General features: G+C 46.7%; 15 protein-coding genes. 1 reads left to right on the top strand and 14 read right to left on the bottom strand.

What is annotated here, in order from left to right; all coding sequences use genetic code 11:
- Positions 1–11: 11 nt before the first annotated feature.
- The 11 genes from AC3WQ3_RS13935 to AC3WQ3_RS13885 all read right to left on the bottom strand — a co-directional run bounded on the left by AC3WQ3_RS13935 (position 12) and on the right by AC3WQ3_RS13885 (position 16,368).
- Positions 12–1,712, bottom strand: a complete 1,701-nt coding sequence (locus tag AC3WQ3_RS13935) for an extracellular solute-binding protein (RefSeq protein ID WP_492472558.1) — start codon at positions 1,710–1,712, stop codon at positions 12–14.
- Between the two features lie 147 nt (positions 1,713–1,859).
- Complete coding sequence (locus AC3WQ3_RS13930; protein WP_492472557.1) at positions 1,860–3,395, bottom strand: glycoside hydrolase family 43 protein; 1,536 nt, start codon at positions 3,393–3,395, stop codon at positions 1,860–1,862.
- Positions 3,396–3,829: 434 nt separating this feature from the next.
- Positions 3,830–4,816, bottom strand: coding sequence for a glycoside hydrolase family 43 protein (locus AC3WQ3_RS13925; RefSeq protein WP_336781868.1), 987 nt, complete (start codon positions 4,814–4,816; stop codon positions 3,830–3,832).
- 69 nt (positions 4,817–4,885) lie between these two features.
- Complete coding sequence (locus AC3WQ3_RS13920; protein WP_419720027.1) at positions 4,886–5,920, bottom strand: endo-1,4-beta-xylanase; 1,035 nt, start codon at positions 5,918–5,920, stop codon at positions 4,886–4,888.
- Between the two features lie 60 nt (positions 5,921–5,980).
- A complete protein-coding gene (locus AC3WQ3_RS13915; RefSeq protein ID WP_492472556.1) occupies positions 5,981–7,537 on the bottom strand; it encodes a glycoside hydrolase family 43 protein in 1,557 nt (518 codons plus the stop codon).
- Complete coding sequence (locus AC3WQ3_RS13910; protein ID WP_251641078.1) at positions 7,538–8,377, bottom strand: carbohydrate ABC transporter permease; 840 nt, start codon at positions 8,375–8,377, stop codon at positions 7,538–7,540.
- 112 nt (positions 8,378–8,489) lie between these two features.
- Positions 8,490–9,455, bottom strand: coding sequence for an ABC transporter permease (locus tag AC3WQ3_RS13905; RefSeq protein WP_127536836.1), 966 nt, complete (start codon positions 9,453–9,455; stop codon positions 8,490–8,492).
- A 128-nt stretch (positions 9,456–9,583) separates the two neighbouring features.
- The gene (locus AC3WQ3_RS13900; RefSeq protein ID WP_336781870.1) at positions 9,584–11,260 is read right to left on the bottom strand and encodes a type 2 periplasmic-binding domain-containing protein; all 1,677 of its coding nucleotides are present in this window, start codon (positions 11,258–11,260) and stop codon (positions 9,584–9,586) included.
- 178 nt (positions 11,261–11,438) lie between these two features.
- Entirely contained in the window at positions 11,439–12,980 is a 1,542-nt protein-coding gene (locus AC3WQ3_RS13895) for a response regulator transcription factor (protein WP_492472555.1), read from the bottom strand.
- Positions 12,970–14,793, bottom strand: coding sequence for a sensor histidine kinase (locus AC3WQ3_RS13890; RefSeq protein ID WP_127536833.1), 1,824 nt, complete (start codon positions 14,791–14,793; stop codon positions 12,970–12,972). Before AC3WQ3_RS13890 ends, AC3WQ3_RS13895 begins: the two co-directional genes overlap by 11 nt.
- Before the next feature lie 48 nt (positions 14,794–14,841).
- Entirely contained in the window at positions 14,842–16,368 is a 1,527-nt protein-coding gene (locus AC3WQ3_RS13885; RefSeq protein ID WP_492472554.1) for a response regulator transcription factor, read from the bottom strand.
- Positions 16,369–16,805: 437 nt separating this feature from the next.
- Here AC3WQ3_RS13885 and AC3WQ3_RS13880 point away from each other — a divergent pair, with 437 nt between their 5' ends.
- The gene (locus AC3WQ3_RS13880; RefSeq protein ID WP_492472553.1) at positions 16,806–17,960 is read left to right on the top strand and encodes a glycosyltransferase family 61 protein; all 1,155 of its coding nucleotides are present in this window, start codon (positions 16,806–16,808) and stop codon (positions 17,958–17,960) included.
- A 276-nt stretch (positions 17,961–18,236) separates the two neighbouring features.
- Here the strand turns inward: AC3WQ3_RS13880 and atzF are convergent, their stop codons facing one another.
- Genes atzF through AC3WQ3_RS13865 form a run of 3 tightly spaced genes read right to left on the bottom strand, consistent with a single transcriptional unit; the run spans position 18,237 to position 22,105 of the window.
- Positions 18,237–20,015 (bottom strand): allophanate hydrolase, encoded by a 1,779-nt coding sequence (gene atzF / locus AC3WQ3_RS13875; protein WP_492472552.1) that lies wholly within the window; start codon positions 20,013–20,015, stop codon positions 18,237–18,239.
- Positions 20,016–20,046: 31 nt separating this feature from the next.
- Positions 20,047–21,654, bottom strand: coding sequence for a PucR family transcriptional regulator (locus AC3WQ3_RS13870; protein WP_492472551.1), 1,608 nt, complete (start codon positions 21,652–21,654; stop codon positions 20,047–20,049).
- 16 nt (positions 21,655–21,670) lie between these two features.
- A complete protein-coding gene (locus AC3WQ3_RS13865) occupies positions 21,671–22,105 on the bottom strand; it encodes a cupin domain-containing protein (RefSeq protein ID WP_154893917.1) in 435 nt (144 codons plus the stop codon).
- Positions 22,106–22,113: the final 8 nt, after the last annotated feature.

The following is a 22,113-nucleotide window of genomic DNA, read 5'->3' as shown; positions in this document are numbered from 1 at the left end:
AGGATTGTGAATTAATTCGAAGATGCCAACGAGCCGTGATCCCCTCCACCATTGGTTCTGAACCACGCATTCACCTCCGATGTAATTTCTTCCCCACCGAGCTTGTACCAATCGTCGACGAACCGATCAAACTCTTCGAGGGGTGAACCAAGGATAATATTCATGTAGGCTTCAAGCTGGAGATCTCGAAGAATAATTTGCCGGTCAACCATGCTTTCAGTTATCCCACCCGTATATTCGTCGTACATCAACTGTCCGTTCAAGTCATAGGCATCGGCAATGCTAAAAGCACCCGAAGGGCCATAGGTCTGTTTCCATCCCCATCCACTCTTTACGCCTTCGGAGTCATAAGCAACTATTCGTTTGTGGATCGCAAGTGCTTCATTCTCCAGGCTGGAGTAGTCTCCTTTTTCTGTGGCGTCACGAATATCTCTGTAAGCATCTATGTTTTTGGTTCCTGGAAACGGAGTTACTGGCGAAAGCTTCCACACGGCAAGTGAGTCATCATTGTAGTACTTTTCATACTCAGCTTGTTCACCCCAGTTTTTGTCCAGATGCAGATTCATAAGCTTAACGATGACCTCAGGATGGGCAAATCCTTTTTTTACGGCAAAATATTGTCCTGTATTGGAACGCAGCGGGACCCGTATGTCTTTTCCAGACTCGGCCACAAGAGGGTATGCTTGCCACTCTGCGCTCGGGTCCTTATCGCGCGTAGTCTGAAGCATGAATGGGGTCCACTGTTCACCATACAGCATGCCTATTTTACCGTCCTGAACCAGTCGAGACTCCTTGCTTCCGTTTTTGTAGGCAAACTCGGGATCCACCTGGCCATTAAGGTATAAGTTTCGCAGCATCTCAAGCGCTTGTTTGACCTCTGGTTGTATGCCACCGTAAACGAGATTCCCCTTCTTGTCCTTGATCCAGATATTCGGATAAGCCTCGTAACCCGCCATGAATCCGGATACACCCATGACGGGATCCCACAAATAACTCGTCATCGCCATTCCATAGGTGTCGTTTTTCCCGTTACCATCAGGGTCCCCTTTGGTGAACGCTTCCGATATGTTTAGGACATCCTCCATCGTTCTTGGGGGCTGTAGATCCAGTTTTTCCAGCCAATCCTTTCTGATCCACAGATACTGCGCGGTTTCAATGGAAGATGACGATTCAGGGATGGCCATCAGTCTACCGTTTATGGTAGCAGCGTCGAACGCACCTCTACCCTCAGCCTCCAATATTTTTTTGGTAAGAGGAGTGGCTTGCGTTTGGTACACTTCGGTTAGGTCTTCAATTAATCCGGCATTGCTTAACTGCCTGAGCTGGTATGGGTTTACTTTGACAACGTCAGGGAAACGGCCTGAAGCAAGGGCTACCCCTAGCTTCTGATTATAAACATCACCCGTTGCGATCCAGTCATAACGAATCTGAATTCCCAATTCTTCTTCATACAAGCGTGTCCAGCGATTATCTATCAGACTTTCACCCGGTAACTCCTCAACCATTCGCTCCAGTTCCTCCTCTGTTTCCCTGACAAAAGTGACTTGTATGGACGGAACATATTTTCCTTTCTCCTCGGAAGGCTCTCCCTGCTGCCCCGTGGGTAACGGTTGCGTCTGCTCAGACATTCCTTGCATAAGGCTTACAGGCATGAGCACCGCAAGGAGCAGAATCAAGGTCCATCTTGTTCTGTACTTCCATCGATTAGACACGACAACTTGCCCCACTTTCTATTGGAATGAATCATGCCATTTATTTTATGGATCATCCGGAATTCAATCATTCTATACCTAAAGATCTGTAGGCGTACAAAAAGCCGCCACCAGGCGACTTTATGCATACCATTGTGTGTTCGTTGCCTAGATGACCCGGTATTCGAAATTGGAGAAATCGGCTATACCTCCAATAACCTTCGTTGAGTAGAGGAATAAGCCAATCCGGCAGCCCATGAAATGATCCAGTTTATAGAACATCTTGTGGGGAATGCCTAGCGACTTCCACTCTGTGCCATCGAGGTAGGCAAACGAACACTCATCCTGATTGTTCACAAAATGACCTGACGCCTGGAGAGTAACGACCGGCCCGGCTACGGGGATTCGAGCATGTTCCGTGGCAGGCTCCTGATCAATCAAATTCCCGAATATGCTGGAATCCTCACTTTCCCGTGCATGCATGACAAGGTAGAACTGTCCTTCATCCCTAGTTAACGCAATCAGACCGTAAGTTCCTATTAAAAAACATATGCCTGCATAATCACCATCGTTTAATCCGCTGCCGTCCAGTGTCACGTTAGCCGTACATGCAGGTCCCATCGCGCGCTGGGTTAATGTGTTTACGGCAAACGTTAAGTTCGGACTGAGCTGACCGCTCCGAATACGATATGTACCAGGCTTCTCGGTTACAGTCCAAAGTTCATCATGGGGCGTATGATTCCACTGCCAAAAATCACGCAGGCGTAATCTACCGTCTTCTCCAATGTGATAACTGAAATCGTCGCTGCCTACCAGTGGGCTGTATTGATAATCCGGCCTTGTGCTAGGAATATCAATTTCTTTTGGTGCCTTGCTTGCAAAAACGGGTATACTGCCTTCGAAATGCATGGGAACAAGTACCGGAATCCGACCCACGGCTCCATGATCCTGAAACAGCATGGCGTACCACTCACCATCCGGAGTATCGACGATCCCTCCTTGAGCAACACCAGAATTGAAATACCCCATATCGTCGTTAAAACATTCTCCACCGACAAATTCACCATCTAACGAATCCGCCATAAAGTATGCCTGGGTTCTTCGTCCCGCCTCTTTGGAAATGTGAATCAGGAACACATAATACTTTCCATCGATTTTATAGAAATGGGCACCCTCGTACCCCAGATGGTAAGGCTCTCGCTCTTTTACGATTAAACGCTGCAATCCCCCCGGTTTAGGTCCTGACAGATCAGTCTTTAACTCGATCAGATGAATTTCGGTATTGCCATGTACCAGATATACCCGGTCGTCATCGTCAAAGAAAAGAGAGCAATCATGATAAAAGCCATCAACAATGCGTTTGTTCCATGGCCCCAATATAGATGAAGAGGTGTACAAATACGTCTTTCGCGTATCGTTCGCTACAAAGATTACATAAAAAGTCCCTTGATGATACCGAAGTGAAGCTGCCCACATTCCTTTACTATAAATCTGCTTGCCGTCTTCCAGTCTTTGGGCGGGCGTGTCATCCAGTCTATCATACACGTGAGTTGCCACTTCCCATTGCATCAGATCATAGGAACGCAGGATGACACATCCTGGCATCATATGCATCGTCGTACTCACCATGTAATACGTATCTTCAACGCGGATGACATCGAGATCCGGATAATCGGCCCATAGAATGGGATTGTGATGAACCATGCCTTAATACACCCCACTTATTTTGAATATTGTAAAAATATCGTTAAAAATAGCAATTCAAACACTGACTCCTCAGTCAAACCCATTTTACATGTTTTAATCCAGAAGCAACAGAAAAAAATAACATCGTTCTCCACTATAATGAAGGTTGATACCACTTCCGCATACAGCATAATAAATTCCCATGCAATCGTTATATGACAAGAAGATTAATCATGAGTTGACGAGTGCTAGTGATTTTATGGATGCAAGAACAATCACATCCTATAGTAAAAGGTGGAGTAATAAAATCATTATTTAAGCGCTTTCAAAAATAGATAAGCCAATGTGACCTTCTCTTTAAAACCAAATACATGCCCAAAAAAAGATTTAAAGGGCGGCTTCAAGGATGATTATATAAGTAGGGAGGCCCGTGAGGCCTCCCCTTAAACTTGTTATTTTTCCGGGTATGGGTCAATCATGCGAATGGTTCCATCGGAGTTATACGTCAGTTCGGCAAATTTGACACAGCGCTTGTAATCGACACCGCCGGAGAGGGAACAGTCATGATAAAATAAATACCATTTATCCTCAAATTGAACAATGGAATGATGTGTGGTCCATCCCAAAACAGGCGGTAATATAGTGCCCTGGAACGTGAATGGTCCCATAGGATTGTCACCTGTAGCATATACCAGCTTGTGCGTTGTCCCCGTGGAGTAAGACAAGTAATACTTGCCATTATACTTGTGCATCCATGGTCCTTCGAAATATCTGCTTTCTTCGTTGCTCGCGGTAAGTGGCTTGCCTTCCTGATCCAAGATTACAATTTCCAATGCTTCCGTAGACATAGAAAGCATATCCTCGCTGAGCTTAGCAATTCTTGGGCCAAGGGCAGGCGCATCCGGAGCAGGACCTTCGGCATCTTCCACGTAGCTTCCCGTCTGCCACTTCTCCAACTGTCCGCCCCACAGCCCGCCAAAGAGCATGTAGGCCGCGTCGTCCTCGTCAATAAATACGGCAGGGTCAATGCTGAAGCTGCCTGGGATGTACTGCTCCTCAGGTTGGAATGGACCTTGGGGAGAAGAGCTTGTTGCTACGCCGATCCGGAAGATGCCGTCATGATCACGTGCGGGGAAAAACAGATAATATTTTCCGTTTTTGTATGCAGCATCTGGCGCCCACATCTGACTGGATGCCCACGGGACATCCTTAACGTGAAGCACTTCACCATGATCCACGACCGGTGAATTCAGATCGGCCATGGACAATACATGATAATCCTCCATTTTGTATTGGTCTCCGTTGTCATTCACCGGACCGTCATGATCCAGATCATGAGATGGATAGATATAGATCCGATCTTCAAAAACATGTGCTGATGGATCTGCAGTATAGATGTGGGTGACTAACGGTTGATGCGGTTTAGGCACTTCAGACATTCAAATACTCCCTTTCAAAAAAGATGATTCAATTTCAACATTTTTTCGGACGCTTTAACGATAAAAGTATCACTTTTTCTCCATTGCAGCACGCTTCGGAATTTGAGCGACGCGCTCATAAGCCGGTTTGGGAGCATGCGACTCATCGAACAAAAATGGCCAATTTTTCCTGCCTCTGACCGGGAAATGATCAAGCCAGGTATAATCATCGGCTGCTCCCCAGAATGTGACGGCACTGATGTGTTCACGATATTCGTAAAGAAGACGGAAAATGGATTCATAACGCTGGGCTTGAAGTTCCAGCATTCCCTTCTCAGGACGAGTCAGGTCCGTACGTCGGTCGTCAAAGCGAAATACCGATACGTCAAGCTCAGTGAGCTGAAGCTGAAGGCCAAGCTGGGCATAACGCTCAATGGCAGCACGCATGTCGTCCAGCGTCGGGTCGTATAAATTCCAGTGTGCCTGCAAACCTACCCCATGAATCGGTACGCCTTGATCCAGCAGTGAACGAACAAGCCGGTAGATGCGCTCCCGCTTATGCGGGTTGGACTCGTTGTAGTCGTTATAAAACAAGAGAGCCTGTGGATCTGCTTCATGAGCAAACTCGAATGCTTTGGCAATAAAGTCCTCCCCGACAATATCCAGCCACTTGGAAGGCCGCAAAAATGCACTTTCATCATTCTCATCAGAGATGACCTCATTCACAACATCCCAGCAGTAGATCACATCCTTATATCTGCCGACGACAGTCTGAATATGCGAGCGAAGCCGTTCAAGAAGTAAATCCCGCTCCGCCTTTCCGCCCGTTTCGTTTTCGAACAACCAATCGGGAGTCTGATTATGCCAGACCAGCGTATGTCCTCGCAGTGCCATGCCTTGCTCTCTGGCAAATGCCGCTATGACGTCTGCGTTCTCGAACGTGTACAGATTCTCCTCTGGGTGTAGGCTTGAAAATTTCATCTCATTTTCTGCGGTCAAGCTGTTGAAGTGGTGGGCCAGCAGTGAGCGCTGGCTGTCGATCGTCAAGGGATTAACCGCTGCACCGATATGAAAAGCATCCTTATATAACGCCTTCAATGATTCCTCTTCACGCCTGGATTCCATAATTCCCCTCCTCCTGATTACCGAATAAGTAATATTAGTTCGTCTCGTTAGATCAGTTAGCTAGATTTCATAATCGAACCAATCGAAGCATGCAGGTGTATGACTTGCCTGGCCGTTGCCCGTGGCATATAACCCGACTACCGCTCCGGTAAAGCACATTTTATGCACAAAGTCCTCCGGAGAGATGGCCCGTGCCGAACCCGTGCCAAGAGTTACCCAGTCCTGTTCATCCAAGGAGCAGCTCAGTTTATAGTCCGTCTCCGTTGATTCAATCCGAAGAAACAGCTGCTCTGCTTCAGTCTCATTCTCGTACACGATTTTCGACTCTCCACGTACCGTCAGACGGGCAAAAATGAGGTTGCGTCCTTCCGACCTTTTAACACCAAGCTCATAATGTGCATCCTCATCCCGGCGAATGCACATGCCCGCTTCTTCTCCATCAGCAGTCGGCACAAATGTCATGCTGGTTGTGTAGCTGGCCTGAAGATGCTGCTGTCTACGGCCAATAAACGTAATCTGACCAACGTCGCTGAGATTTGCCTCTTGCCCGTAAAGTGTCAAAGAACCCGGATTATCCGTTATGGAGCATGCTCCTTCTGACGGATTGCGCACAAACATCCACTGCGGACCCAGTTCTTCATTGAAGTCATCCCGGCCTGCAACAATTGCTGCATTACCATCCGCTTGAGAAGGAACTGACATCGGTATACGCTGAATCGTCATGTCCAGGCTTACCGTACCTTCATTGTTGTCAATGTGCGGCCAGCCCTCATTCCAGACAACCGGCGCAAGGAATGTTTCGCGTCCAAGCACGCTATATCCGTCTTCTGTCAAGCGGACGCCAAGGAATACAGCCCACCATTCTCCGTGATGATCCTCCACCAGATCGGCATGGCCCAAATACTGAATAGGGTGGTCCAAATGGCGGTGAGTCAGAATCGGCTCTGGATACCGTTCGAACGGGCCATACGGATGTTCGCTGCGACCGATGATTTCGCGATGCTCCTTGGCCGTCCCTCCGGAAGCAGACATCATATAGTACATCCCGTTGATTTTGTACAAGTGCGGCCCCTCGGTCCACGGTCCACCGTCTCCGTGCCATACCACCTGCGGTTCGGACAACGCCTCTCCTGTCGTGATGTCGATCTCATATTGAATGGCATGAGAATCGTAGTCGGCTCCTTGCTGAGCCGTAACATACACTTTTCCGTCATCGTCAAAAAACAGAGAGGGGTCAATTCCTCCATACGGAATGCGAATCGGATCAGACCAAGGTCCGGCAGGGTTGGTTGCCGTAACATAGAAGTTCCCGATACCTCTAACATCTGTCGTGATCATATAAAACGTACCTTCGTGGTATCGCAGCGCAGGGGCATAAATCCCGTCCGAGCTCTTCTGACCAGTCAAATCAAGCTGGCTCACCCGATCCAATACGTTGCCGATCTGCTCCCAGTGAATCAGATCCGGGCTCCGAAAAATCGGAACCCCCGGAAAATACTCAAACGAACTGCAAACAAGGTAAAAGTAATCCTCTGCCTTCACAATGCTCGGATCCGGATAGAATCCGGGAAGAATCGGGTTCGCATAGCGAATTTGTTGTACTTGAAGCTGTGACATTTATTCCTTCACACTCCCTACATTAAGTCCTACGACAAAGTATTTTTGCATGAACGGGTATACAAGCAAAATCGGAACGGAAGCCACAATGGTCACGGCCGCACGAATGGAAATTGGAGTTACCTGAGTCGAATGCTCTGCCCCTATACCATTGGCAACGGAAGGATTGCTGTTGGCGTTCATGCTGGAAGACAACAATTTCATCAATTCATATTGCAGCGTGCTGAGCTCTTGACGAGACGACGTGTACAGAAAAGCATCAAACCAGGAGTTCCAAGCCCCGACCGCAACGAAGAGCGCAATGGTCGCCAGTACAGGTTTACATAGCGGGAAAATAATTTTCCAGAAAATTCGGAAATCTCCTGCACCGTCTATTTTCGCAGATTCAATCAAGCTTTCAGGTATCGTGTAAATATAAGTACGAATGACGATCAGGTTAAACGCACTTACCAGTGATGGCAGGACATACACCCAGAAGGAGTTAATCAAATGCAAATCCTTCATAAGGAAGTATCCCGGAATCAGACCAGCGTTGAAATACATGGTCAGTACAAAAACAGTTGTAATCAGCTTACGGAAGATATAATCGCGCCGGCTCAGCGTGTAGGCCAGCATGGTGGTCAAGAAAATATTAAGCAGAGTAGAAAGTACGGTCCGCGCAACTGAAATCAAAAATGCATTATAGATCGTGCCCGAAGCAAAAACTGCTTTGTAATTCTGCAAGGTGAAATCACGAGGCCATAAATATAAGCCTCCCCGAATGGTGTCATTCCCTGCATTAAACGAAACTACAATGGTGTTTAAAAATGGATACAGCGTCACAATTACGAGTACGATCATGAAGATCGTATTAAAGGTGCCGAACAGAAACGGTTCAAGTCCTCTGGCACCAGGACGGCGTACAGAAAGCGCCGATGTATTTCCTAAACCGGACAATGGTGTTTTTTTCATCTTATAAGAGCCTCTCTTCCCCAAGCCGCTTGGCTGTCCAATTCGCTACAAGCAACATCGTAATGCTGACCACGGTCTTGAATATACCGCCTGCAGTCGCAAGCGAATAGTTACCCTGTGCAATCCCGTATTTGAGCACAAAGATATCAATCGTTTCTGCCCAGTCAACAACCAATCCGTTACCCAGCAAATATTGAACCTCAAAACCGGCCTCTAGAATATGCCCGATCGACATAATCAACAGGATGACAATGGTAGGCTTGATTCCAGGCAAGGTGACATTCCACATTTTTTGATAACGGTTAGCTCCATCAATGTCTGCAGCTTCGTACTGTGCCGGGTCAATCGAGGCCATGGCCGCCAAATAAATGATGGTACTCCATCCAACCTCTTTCCAAATGTGGGAGCTTGCAACAACGCCCCAGAAATACTTGCCTTCCGTCAGCCATAAAATAGGCTCATCAATTAAATGCAATTTCATCAGGATATCGTTGACAATACCGTCAGAAGCAAGCGATGTCGCTACGATTCCGGTAACGATAATCCATGATAAGAAGTGAGGCAGATACGAGATCGTCTGTACCGTCCGCTTCCACATGACCTTTTTGATCTCATTAAGCAGCAATGCCAGAACAATAGCGGTTACGAAACCCAGAATCATGTTGATGATACTCATCGCTAGCGTATTGCGAAGCACTCGCAAAAAATTGTCATCGGTAAATAAAAACTGGAAATGCTTAAATCCTACCCACGTCTGCTGTGAGAAACTCCGGGCCGGTTTATAATCCTGAAAGGCCATCGTCCAACCCCATACAGGTACATACGCAAAGACAATAATGTACGCAAGCAGAGGAACAGACATCCAAATGAGTTGTCTCTGTGCTTTAATATTCTGCCAAGTTATCCGCCTAATTTTCGGTTTTTTCTTCGGGCGGAGCGGCTTGGTACCCACTACAATTTCCTCCATAATATCAAGCTCCCTATCCATCTTTATAATCAAAGGAAAACGTCGAAACAACCAGAACACATCTGCCATAACCATGTTTCAAAAGAATCAGGAAGGAAGGTTATCTTCCTTCCTGACATAAGTTGTTTTTATTTCACAGACCAGTTATCAATTCTCCACTTCAACACTTCATTGATACGATCTTCATATGCCTTGATGTCAAGCTTTTGAATCTCGGAAACGTATTCGTTCCAAACATTGTCAAACTCTGATGTACCGGCCAAGATTGCTTTTGGCAGATATTTGGTCGACAATTCGTTCAACTTCGTATTGGCAATCTTGGCTGGAGATCCCTCTACCACATCGACAGACCAAGCAGGGTAAGTTACCGGATTCTCTGGTGGAGCACTGAAGAAATCGACATAGCTATTGAAACCATATGCATCCAAAACTTCCTTATCAAACGGTTTCAAGCTTGCCTGGTATTCTTCTGGCTGATTACTTGCCGAAGTTGCGTTGCCATCGCTAAAGTACCCTTCCGTTTTCGGCGCAGTTCCATAAAATGCGTCAGCTTTGTTGGCAAGCTTCCAAGCAGCATCCGATGCATTATCGCGTTGCTCTTGTGTCTTCATGAAGCGGCCTTCTTCATTGACATAATAGTCTTCATCCACAATGCCCCAAGTGAGTGTTTTCTGCCATTCTTCCTCCATCAGTTTGTCGAGCACTTTGAGGATTTTTACAGGGTCTTTGGCACTCACGGTAATACCGAAACCATTGTTGAGATTCAGTGCTGCGCGGTCACGATAATAATCTTTAGTGTTGCTGTCATACACAAGCGGGAAACCTACATAAGTGCGTTCAATTTTGTCTTGCGTTATGAGTGAATCTTCCGCGCTTTGGAAATTCCAATGTTGATCAAACATGCCGAGTACGGAACCACTGGACAATTTGGCCATGTATTGATCGTAGTTCTGTGCAAACGCTTCCTTATCAAGCAAGCCTTGGGCATTGATTTCATTTAACTTTTGATAGTACTGTTTGGCATAATCCTTATCGGCGAAGATCTCCGCCTTGCCATCGTTGACGACCACTCCGCCATCATTCGGATGACCGATCAAATGCTGAGGCGGGTTCAACAAGCCCCAGTTTTTCCAGTCATAGTTCAGGACCTCAAAACCGATGGTCGGCTTGCCGTCAATCGTCGGATATTTCTCTTTGTATTTCGCGATCAGGTCGAAGTATTCATCCAGTGTTTTTGGAGTCGGGTAACCGAACTCTTTCAGTACGGCTTTTTGAATCCAGAACGCCGGACCGCTGTAATAGGTGTCAGCTACTTCGCCGTTATATGCACCATAGTTTGGCAGGTAGTAGATATGTCCATCATTTGGATCCTTCATTTGATTCCAGTACTTCTCATAATGTTTTTTCAAATTCGGGGCGTGTTCCTCAATCAGATCTTCAAGCGGAATGACTGAACCTGCAGCTGTCAGTTTGGTATCAGCTGAGATCAGGTCTGGATAATCCCCACCAGCAATCATAACGCCAAGCTTTTGGTTTTTGTCACCGGCCAGAAATTCGAACTTGAATGATACGCCAAGCTCATCCTTCATTTTCTTGTAAATCTTGTTGTCAGCGGTTGGCTGCTGTCCGGCCTCGTTAAGGAATACCGAGATTTCTATCGGATTGTCAGGCCCTACCTCTGTACCACTTCCCTCTTCTCCGCTGCCTGAGTCATTTGTACCACCGGAACAACCAGCCAGTACAACGCTCAGTGACAACAACATGGTTGCCCCCATACGGAAAAACTTCTTTTTACTTTCCCCCATAAAGCACCTCCAAAGTTTGATTACGCCTTCATGAAAGCCCTTTCATTTGAATAATTTCATTATAAATTTAATGTTAAATGGAAAATACACCCGAATTATAGCTCTTTCCGAGAAAAACTCAGGTTTTCATTCTATAATCTATAGATTCAACCGTTCGCGATTTTATAAAGGTATTTTGTTAGACATGTTTCTTATATTCATTCGGAGACATGTTCAGCCTTTTCTCAAACTGCTTCAAAAAATGATGGTAGGTGGAGTATCCAACTTTTTCCGAGACCTCGCTATTTTTGTACTGATTCAATTGGAGTAAACGGCAAGCTTCCTCAATCCTCAAATTATGTAGCAGTTCGTTGAAACCAATGCCATTTTTTCGTATAAGCAGCTGTCCCAGGTAGGCTGGATGCAAAAAGAAACGCTCGGCAAGCATTTTAATGCTCAAGCCTTCCCGGTAATGCTCATGAATGTAATCGTTGATATCCTGTACTATACCCTGCGCTTCGGAAGCATTCTCCTTAAGCAAAAGTTCAAAACAGACTCTCCCGCACGACTGCAGCATGTCGACCAGATCAATCCATGTCAGTAGGCGTTCATCCAGATTGGGAATATCAAACAGACGATTTGGAGCACTCGTATCCTCTGCCAGTTCGGATCTCATATATGCTCGAATCTCATGAAGTAGGTAGATCACGTATTTGCGGGCCTCCTCCGGGTGAACTCGTAACTGGCGAAAAGATCGCTCCATATAATCCACTGCTGACCTGTAAGCATCGTGATCAATGAGTTGAAATGCCCCCAAGATTCTCGCTGTGAGCTCCACCTGATCATCATGTCTTTGGAACGTAAGATCCTTAAGGCTCTCATAGTCCATCACGCTGTTCCTATTCGTTTCATAAAAGGTATGCAGGAGCGCTTTTTCTGCTGTGACCCTGGAATGATTAATGAAAAGAAGTGAAGACACCGCTTCACCAATAGCCATAAATGCGCGAAAGTTCGCCAAACGGCGTGCCAATTCCTCCAATCGGTGTCTGGCTGTGCTGCTCGAACCATGGGAGGCTGGTTCAGCACTGCCAAACACGATGGAAACCAGATCATTTCGCAAGCGAATCACATACATGGCTTTTGACCTGTCCAAAAATTCCGCAGCAACCGTGCTCCACCTGCAATAATCCTCTGCCGCGATCTGAACGAGGCATACATTCCAAACATGAGAGGAGCCAGACAAGGACTCCAGTACACCAGCAGCTTCTGTGGACAATCCTTTGCCAATCAGAGCCTCCTTTATCGCCAGATTTTCCTTCTCTCTCTGTGCCACCTGCCCGACGTATAGTTGTTCCCGCTCCTTAGCCAGTTCCTGTCCCACCTGACGGATCTCTAGCTCGGCCTGTTCCTCATCCAGCGGTTTAAGCAAATAGCGTGAAACTCTATATTTGAGTGCCTTTCGTGCATAATCAAAATCACTGTACCCTGTCAGGATAATGAATTTGGTAGACTCGTTGCCCCTGCGTCTCCACTCCTCAATCATCTCCAGGCCGTTCATCACCGGCATATGAATATCAACCATGACCAGTTCGGGCTTCAGCTCCTCCATTTGCTTCAGGCCTTCCGAACCGTTTCCGCAGACCCCGCACACCTCAAAGCCAAGGTTCTCCCATGGTATCCATAACTGCAGACCCTCAAGCGCCAAAGGCTCATCGTCAATTAACAACACTTTAAATGCCATCGTCCACGCCTCCTTTTACATCCTGACGTTCCAGTAATTGCAACGGGATTTCAAAGGATACCTCAGTCCCCTCCCCAATCCTGCTTACCAAATTAAAATTCACTTTATCGTCGTAGTACAATTCAAGACGGCGATACACATTTCGTATTCCAATATTGTATCCACCGCTCTCTTCCTTGCTTCGCATGTGATACAGAACCTCTTGAAGCCGTTCCTTGTCCATACCCTTTCCATTGTCAGATACGACAACACGCAGATGCTCGTTCACAATTTCAGCCTGAATCTTCACATAGCCAAGCCCCTCAATGGCCTGGATGCCATGTTTGCAAGCATTTTCCGCCAGCTGTTGGATACTCATTTTGGGTATTTTATATCGCCTTGCCTCTTCAGTGATGTCAATATAGTATTCAAACTTGTCCCGGAAACGGAATTTCTCAATTCCCAGGTACATGACCGTAAAGCTCATTTCCTCCTCCAGCGTGACCACATCGTCCTTCCAGTTCAACAGACGGCGAAGCAGCTTGGACAGATCCTTGATAATATCCTTCACGTCCGCATAGTTATTTTTCGTGCTAACTACAAGCAGCGCATTCAACGTATTAAATAGAAAGTGAGGATTCATCTGGCTTTGCAGCAGATTAAGCTCTGCTCGAATGCGCTCAGCCTCCTGGCTTCGCTGCTGAATTTCTAGCTTGTACACGTTGTTGATCAATGAATGGATTCGTGCCGTCATCATATTGAAATTGCTAATCAAATGGCCAATCTCGTCATGTCCACCATCCATGTTGATTAGTTCGAATTTCTCGTTACCCACCTTCTGCATATGTCTCGACAGCCGCTTGACACGATAATTGTAGGAACGGAGCATGACATAAATGAAAATGGAAGTGATCAGGGTAATAATCCCGGCCAGCATTCCAAAATAAAGCTGCATGGATAACATTGCTTGTTTGACACGTGTTTCCTGAGGAACACCAATAAGCTTCCAGCCTTTCACATAACTAGCACTGCCGATTGGAACGATATGCAAGTCTTTGTCTGCCGCTTTGCTCATATCAAACAAAGCATAGCTACTCTCCATCTCGCCCTGATACTTGTCATCCGCAGATACAATAATTTGATTCTGGGCATTCACCAGATACAGATCCAGAGAACTCTTTTCTCTGGCAATCACATCATAGAAGCGACTAACGTAGAAATCGATGCGTACCAATTTCTGATAAGAGTTGTCGGCGTTGTAGTAATCCATTTTTTCAATCACGCTTAAATACGAAGAGGTTGCTGCACGATCATTCGTTGCCTGATCACGGTATGCAAGCACTTTGAGTGTTTCCCCAGCGGCCTTCCACTGCTCGAACCAGGTTCCGGAGCGTACGTCGTTGTCCAGAACATAGTAATCCCCGCCAGGCACAATGGTCGGATTTTCGGTGTAAACCCCTATTCGCTGAATTTGGTTGTTCACAGGAATATAGGAAGTCACCCGGTGACGAAGCTGATCATCGAGTGTGTTATAGAAATCCAGCTGACTGTCATACACCCGATCCATGGATTCGGTCAACAACTTGTCCGTAATCAAGGCATGACTGACGGCGACGCCACCATCAATCATGGTATGAATATCCTTTCTCGCACGCTCCAGTGAGATTTGTAAATTCTGCTCTTCCCGTTCCTTGATCAACCCTGACATACGATCCATAAACAAAACATTGCTTACAAAGATAGGAAGCAAAATACCAATGACATATATCAAGATAAATTTGTAATTCAAGGGTATATCGTTCACGATGCTGCGAAAACGGAATGTTCTGAACATGTTTGCTATCGCCATCCTTCATTCGTACTTCTTCATCTCTCGGGGGATCTATTGCTGCTTACGATATGCCGAAGGCGCCATGCCGGTCATTCGCTTGAACTGACTTACAAAATAGTCTGCATTCGGATAACCAGACTGTACCGCAATGTCAGCAACGCATGCGCAGCTTTGGCGTAATAGTCTTTTTGCTTCCTCAATCCGTTTATCGTTTAAATATTCCCGAAACGTTTTGCCCGTCTGCTGCTTGAATGCCTGCCCCAAATAATTGGCGTTCATGTGAAATTGATGTGCGAGCTCCTGAAGCTGCAGCTTCTTACGGAATTCCTGATTGACATATTGCACCACACGAAAAATGGTGCTGGATTCCTTCTCTTTTCTCCGCTCCTGCAGCGCCTCCAAAGCGTTCAAACTTAACACACGTGCATAATCCCGAAATGCTGGATAGGAGTCGATTTTAGTAATGCCGCCTGCCTTATTTTGAACGTGAAGCATAAAACTGCCCATATCTCCATCCAGCTCTTTCAACTCCTTGAGAACACTCATTTCAAGGGCAAGCAATTGAACCCGGACGTATTCCATATTGGAGAAGGGCAATCCTAAGTCAGGATCAGCAAGAAGTGCTTGAATCTTCCCTTCCAACCTATCCTGTTCACCAGAAAGAATGACTTCCATCAGATTGGCTAAAGCTTTTTGATTTACGCTGGCCAATGGGTCACTCTGCGGCAGATCCTGATGTTGAACAAATCCGCCCCCTCCCTGATAACGCTTCCATTTTAGAGCGAATAAAGCTTTCTCGTAGGCTGACCGCATACCGATTTGTGTGCCCGAATGATGTCCAACGGCCACAATCATGGAGGAATGACCAGCATAGGTCTCCACAATATTTCTGCCCATTGACTCAAGCAGGTTCAAAGAATTATCGATATCGGCAGCGAACACACCTAGGTTTCCTTCAGCATCCACAAAAGGTTCCGACCAATGGACACCACCAAAAGCGTGTATTCGCCCTTTCACGTCATCTTTACTGATATCCGTGGCAATTAGAAGACAGGCCATATCCTCATGACCTTCCATTTGCAGCATGGTATTCACTTCGTCCTGCAGCTCCATGCTGTCTTCCCCTTGAATCAGGCGATCAAACAAACAATTCACATACAGGGCACGATCACGCTGGTGTACTTCTGCCGAAATCTGTTCTTCCTGGATTTTACGGCCCATCTGTTCCAATACGTTTTCTATCTCGATTTCATCAATAGGCTTGAGCAAGTAGTCCTCTACTCTCTGCTCCAACGCTGTTTTTACATACTCAAAGCTGTCATATCCACTTAATATAACGAATCGGGGTGCTTTGGCCAGTTCATGCTTGGAACGGTCAATCAGTTCCAGGCCACTCACAGAGGGCATATGAATATCTGTAAACACCAGATCCGGTTGAAGACTTTCGATCATGGACCAGGCGGCATTGCCATTCTCCGCCTCACCACAAATGCGAAAACCGTATTTGTCCCAATTCACCATGGTTCTCAGTCCTTCGAGCACCCACGGCTCATCATCCACCAACAAAACATTCATCATTTATGTTTCCCCCTCTCCATTAAATGAAGCACGTATCGTGTTTGATAGCGAACTTATAATGTTTCATTTCTTTCAACCAATACTATCATATGCTTAGCATCATTAAACCTAAAAAATACGTCGATCTTCTCTCCTGATGGAGAGAGATTCAACACATCTGGCACTATCCTCAGGTCTAAGTGACTATAATAATAACTGTGTAACATTCTAATTATCCAGAGCTTTTAGCACATATACAACATACAATACTTGATTTAGCATCCAAAGCTTTACTATTTAATAGTAAATAATGATACTGCGACATGTTCACAGCGTAATGAAGAGATCTGCATGTAAATTGTACAGAAGAAATAAAGGATATGATCAGCCCTAATCACTTTGAGGCCTGCATGCATAAATTAGCTTCATAGCAACACAAGGTTATGGAGGGCTGAAAAATGAATGAAATATGTAAAAATGCCAAATCGACAGGCACAAATTCTAATAAGTCCCGTTTCTACAGGGACATTTGGGAATGGGGAGCTTCCGTTTCCTCCGGCGGAGATGAAAAAGTCTCCCCTTTTGATTTTGGTGAAGCCGCTAAATACGAGGTACCGAAAACCCTTGAAACGAAAATTCATCGTTATCTGATGCCCTATACAGTTCATCCCGAAGGCGGGTATGTTGCATACATATCGAATGGTCGTGTTTGGGGAACATCAGGTTCTGTCCTGACATCAGATGAAAAACTGATCTTCGACCTTTCTCCCGAATACGATGGAAGACTTAACAGAATGCTGACACTGGAAGAACACCCTGCTTTGTATCGGAGTAAGGTACAGGAGCAACAGTATCTCCATGGGACTTCGGCCGTTTTGACTTTTTGCGGGAGTCATAATTATTTTCATTGGTTATATGATGTGCTGCCGCGACTGGGTATGCTTCGAATTTTAAATGTTCCTTTTCAATCGCTGATCATGAATCCGAATCCTTATGCATCATTTGTAGAAGAAACGTTATTGATGTTTGGCGTATCGAAATCGTCCGTGATTCGTACTGGAGACAATCGGGAACTTCAGGCTGACAGGTTGGTCGTGCCTTCCTTAATGATGAACTCGCACTATCCGCCTTGGGCTACATCTGTCCTTCGCATGTTTATGCTACCTGAACGAGACACAACGCTGCATTCACCGGAACGCATTTTCATTTCCCGGAACAAAGCCGCTGCACGACGGATAGCTAACGAGGGTGAAGTCATCCGGCTTTTGGAGACGTACGGGTTTGTTCCGATCTATCTGGAAGATTGGAGTGTTGCCCAGCAGATTCAGCTCTTTGCTTCGTCAAAAGCGATCGTTTCACCGCACGGAGCCGGGCTGGCCAATCTCGCTTTTTGCATGAAGGACACCCTTGTCGTAGAAATTTTTCATATCCGGCATGTAGTCCCTACTTACTGGATGATCAGCAACCATAACAAACTTGATTATTATATGATGTATGGGCAAGATGACGGAACGACACCGGACCTTTTTCCGGGATTAGAGGACTTCACCGTGGATCTGGATCGACTGGAGCAAACGCTGCGTATAGCTGGACTGAATAAAAGGGATACCTGAACAGCCGTTCAGGTCCCTTAGAGCCACTCATCACTAATCGGTAAGGAAGCGGGTTCCTATATGGTCATTACTTAAAATATAAAGGGCTACTGACTAGGAAGTCAGCAGCCCTTTGTTGAACTCGGGACATGCATCAGACTGATGATTATGGACCGATGAATTTGCATATAACATCATGGACTATTCATGTGACAGCAAAAAGAGAAAGAATTTTATGCTCTCATAGTTGTTTTCCCTTGTCACAATATTCGGTTCTTGGGATCGAAGGACGATCGTTTAAGCGAACCCGCTTTCTTCATACCTATCTAAGTTTCTCCATCCTCCGCAGGCGGATATATCCTCTGCCCCTTCTTCAGTGTAGCCCTCGCATATAAAACCAGACACCTCTGTCCCGTCCTGCAATTCAATTTTGCCTATACCAAGCGGGGCCGGAATTAATGCAGCGAACGCGCCAAAAGATGCTATAGGCATCTCCCACAATTCAAGCGCAATAGCAGTGCCTCCTACCTTTTTCTTCAGCAACCCGGGCTTAGCCGGAACTGTAGGCAGTTTCACCATTTGATACTTCTCCGCCGTATGCGACTCACGAACAAATTGACCCCCGTGTTCCAGCATCTGCTTCTCCAGTGGATAACCTCTCATGTGCAGGCCGCAGACGGCAACCAGGATCGTTTCTTGCCTTTTTGCTTCCAGAGGCGGCAAATTTACTTCAAGAAACGCGGCCGCAGCGTTTTCCATCAAGTGCTCATTGCCAGACAGCGAAAATAACGTAATTCCAAAAGGCATCTGAGACGCGGCATCACCCGCTGGTACAGCCACCGCACATAAATCTAGAAGATTACAATGGTTCGTATACCGCCCCATGTCCGAATTCGTAGCTATCGGATCGGCTTCAACCTGTCCTCTCGTCCATGTGCCTCCACAGGTCGGCATGATTAGAACCGCTTCCTGGAGAAGCTTGTTGCTTATCATTCGCAGCTCCTGAAGCTTATGCATCGCGGTAAATACGGAAGCTGCGTCATGCTTGCCTGATCCGCCTGATCGCAAGACTTGTTCCGTCACCGGGAAAGTGACTCCTGGACTTGATTCAATGAATTCACCTACACTGGCCCAGCGCTCAGCTACCCAAGGTCCATCATACAGAAGTGTGGCAGCCGCCTCGAAGAGAGCGTAATCAACATACTCGACTGGCAGCTCCAATCGTTTGATCCTCTGGACGGCTGAATCCCATGCCTTGCTGTATTCCTCCGCCAACGGACCAAAAAACGTTAATGGTTTTTCAGGCAGATACAACTTTTTGGGAAGCTTATCGACCAATCGCGGCATTTCCTTGGACCATGGGTCTGATGATTCAAGGCCTCGTACTTGCATATCGACAATCCTTGCTTCGTCTATTGAATGGGTAAATACAGTTACACAGTCCAGACTGGCACAAGCGGGAACAACACCTTTTGTCGACCAGGCTCCGAGACTCGGTTTATAGCCGATGAGACGGTTCAGCGCCGCAGGAACCCTTCCGGAGCCCGCTGTATCCGTGCCCAGGGCGAATGCCGCCTGTCCCCTCGCTACCGCTACAGCCGATCCCGAACTGGACCCGCCGCTTATCCATTCAGCGCTCAGTGCGTTATGTGTCTCACCATAAGGACTCCGAGTGCCTACAAGCCCGGTTGCGAATTGATCCATATTGGTTTTACCTACAGGAATCGCACCGGCATTTAACAATCGTTCTACAACTGTAGCAGGCCTGTCTGGAACAAATGCATATTCGGGACAGCCAGCCGTTGTTGGTGTTTCAGCCAAATCGATGTTGTCCTTAATGGCGAAGGGTACACCCCACAGTGGTAAGGAAGTATCCATTGTTTGGAGACGGTCCAAATACGGCTTGATTCTCTCCAGCACAGGCGGAGTGATCCAAATATTCATCCCTTCGTCCTCACGGGAACGGCGGATGATCTCTTCAATGACCTGCTCCGGCTTGAGCTTCCCGCTCCCATATTGCGCTTGTAGCCAGTTTATTGTCAGTTCACGCGGTATTTTCATATCCAGCTTACTCATCCGTCATCCCTCCTTGACGCGTACATATCAATCAGGCTGGTCTCATTTCATTCAGCTTCATCGCTAGATGCAGCTGCAGCACATCATCGCCATTATCCATGCTGATCCCCAGCAATTCACACACCCGCTCTACACGATAGGAAACGGTATTATAATGGGTAAAAAGCTCCGCTGACGTCTTTTTCACATTACGATTATGCTTAAAGTATACCTTTAACGTTTCAAACAGCTGGGAATTATGTTTCGCATCGTACGCAAGCAAGGGCAGAATGAATCGATCACGATACTCCTGAACCTCCTCCGTATCAGGCAGATGGTATAAAAGCTGAAACACGCCTAGCTTCATATAGTCCACATAAGGTTCACGGTAATCGCAAATGGAGCTGATATGATGAATTTTTTTGGCATCGTTATAGCTTTCGTATACCTTCTCCGCAGCTTCGGTTCGATTGCCGATACAGAGAGAATAGCTCTCAGCAGGGAAAATCACTTTCATATCAGCGATAATGGCTTCCATCGCCACATTCCGAATTCCATGCATTTCTTCTGCGAAAAGAAGGACAAGCTCTCCCTCCAGTATGGTTGCCTGAAGCCCCACACATCTGGATTTGGTTCTCAATCTTTTAATCGCCTGCTGCATGGTCCTGATGCTAGGTTTGACGTTCAGAAATCGCACTAACGCGACATGCCGCGTTTGATCATCATCAAGTGCATGCCCGCACGCTTCCGCTCGCAGCCTCAAATCCTCAATGGTTACAATTCGGCCCGTAACCCAGTCCTGCAGAAACTGATCGACGTACTTCAGCTCTACTTCCCGCCTGGCGTTGGTATTGATCATCTCGAGTCCTACCAAAACACCTACGCGGTCGATCGTCAGTCGATCGACAACCGAGTGCTCCTGATTCCATTCCAGCAGAACCAGCAAGCATTTGTCGTATTGCTTGTCATTAACGGCTGATACATATACACGAATTCGGCGCTCGCCTAGTGTTATGAAACTCACACCGAGGCTGCTCTCCTCCCGCAGACCGGACCACAGTATCGGATTATCTGCCTCCACAATCTCCTCTGCCTGGGGAGAGAGGAACAGATGATTCGAGTCATCAAGCAATACAATGGGATTGTTCAATATGCCATCCAGCGTTTGCAAAAATTCCTCTAAACCTTTCCCGTACAGGAGCTGTTGAGAAAGCTTTTGAAAACGGCTTTGCAACAGCGAAAGCTCTCTTGCCTCCTGCACAAGGACCCGCTCCATAATATCCCGGACAACATCCGAAAATACGGTCGCGGCCGGAAGCTCGAAGATCGGAAAGCCCAATTGGTCAGCCAGCTCGAGTGCACGGGCAGGAATATGATCGATGAATCGTTTGGTTTTGATCCCCAGCGCCGATACACCTTTCTCCACCAGCTGCGGTATGATATCCGCAATAGCCTCCGGCTGATCACGAAATGGAAATCCACTGGTAATCAGAAACTCCCCCGGGCGTACCCAATCGATCACATCGGGCACTTCCATCACGTTGACACGATTAATCATTCGCTGCATGCCACTCGCTCCAGCCAAGACGACAGCTTCCTTAAAGTCGGGGATCAACAAAACATCACTGCACGTGAATCCTGCCTTCTTGTGATCTGCCATCTCCCATCCCGCCTGACTATTTCAATTTGGTGGTAAAGACATCTTCCACTAATGTCGTATTAAAAAAGGAGTTAACCGGAGTATCTTCTTCAACCGGCAAAAAAATACTGATCTGCTCTGTCGGCTGTACATCGTCATTGGCTACCGAATGAATAACGCCTGCCGGGACATGGAATGTATCTCCTGCCTGGTAGCTCTTCCATTCTCCATTGCACAGCAGTTTCACTTTACCTACCGTGATGTGAATGATTTCGGCTACATCATGATAGTGAGGCAGTACCTGACCGCCGACTCCAATCTTTTCCCACAAAACAGAGCTGGCACGAAACCCCATCTGATCTGCCTGTTCCGCAGACACAATCTCGCGGTGATACAGGTGAATATGATTCGGCATTAATCCCCATTGCATGTCTTCTCCAGTGATAACCTCAGTTTTCTTGGCTGTAATCATCGTGTCAT

The sequence above is a fragment of the Paenibacillus sp. FW104-T2 genome, from assembly GCF_058789975.1.
Note: the sequence above shows the minus strand (reverse complement) of the source record. Positions and strands in the feature narration are given on the sequence as shown.

Coding starts and splice junctions, on each gene's coding strand:
- AC3WQ3_RS13930 (WP_492472557.1), bottom strand. CDS start 3,395: ATGGTTCATCACAATCCCATTCTATGGGCCGATTATCCGGATCTCGAT.
- AC3WQ3_RS13925 (WP_336781868.1), bottom strand. CDS start 4,816: ATGTCTGAAGTGCCTAAACCGCATCAACCGTTAGTCACCCACATCTAT.
- AC3WQ3_RS13920 (WP_419720027.1), bottom strand. CDS start 5,920: ATGGAATCCAGGCGTGAAGAGGAATCATTGAAGGCGTTATATAAGGAT.
- AC3WQ3_RS13915 (WP_492472556.1), bottom strand. CDS start 7,537: ATGTCACAGCTTCAAGTACAACAAATTCGCTATGCGAACCCGATTCTT.
- AC3WQ3_RS13910 (WP_251641078.1), bottom strand. CDS start 8,377: ATGATCGTACTCGTAATTGTGACGCTGTATCCATTTTTAAACACCATT.
- AC3WQ3_RS13905 (WP_127536836.1), bottom strand. CDS start 9,455: ATGGAGGAAATTGTAGTGGGTACCAAGCCGCTCCGCCCGAAGAAAAAA.
- AC3WQ3_RS13900 (WP_336781870.1), bottom strand. CDS start 11,260: ATGGGGGAAAGTAAAAAGAAGTTTTTCCGTATGGGGGCAACCATGTTG.
- AC3WQ3_RS13895 (WP_492472555.1), bottom strand. CDS start 12,980: ATGGCATTTAAAGTGTTGTTAATTGACGATGAGCCTTTGGCGCTTGAG.
- AC3WQ3_RS13890 (WP_127536833.1), bottom strand. CDS start 14,793: ATGTTCAGAACATTCCGTTTTCGCAGCATCGTGAACGATATACCCTTG.
- AC3WQ3_RS13885 (WP_492472554.1), bottom strand. CDS start 16,368: ATGATGAATGTTTTGTTGGTGGATGATGAGCCGTGGGTGCTCGAAGGA.
- AC3WQ3_RS13880 (WP_492472553.1), top strand. CDS start 16,806: ATGAATGAAATATGTAAAAATGCCAAATCGACAGGCACAAATTCTAAT.
- atzF (WP_492472552.1), bottom strand. CDS start 20,015: ATGAGTAAGCTGGATATGAAAATACCGCGTGAACTGACAATAAACTGG.
- AC3WQ3_RS13870 (WP_492472551.1), bottom strand. CDS start 21,654: ATGGCAGATCACAAGAAGGCAGGATTCACGTGCAGTGATGTTTTGTTG.
- AC3WQ3_RS13865 (WP_154893917.1), bottom strand. CDS start 22,105: ATGATTACAGCCAAGAAAACTGAGGTTATCACTGGAGAAGACATGCAA.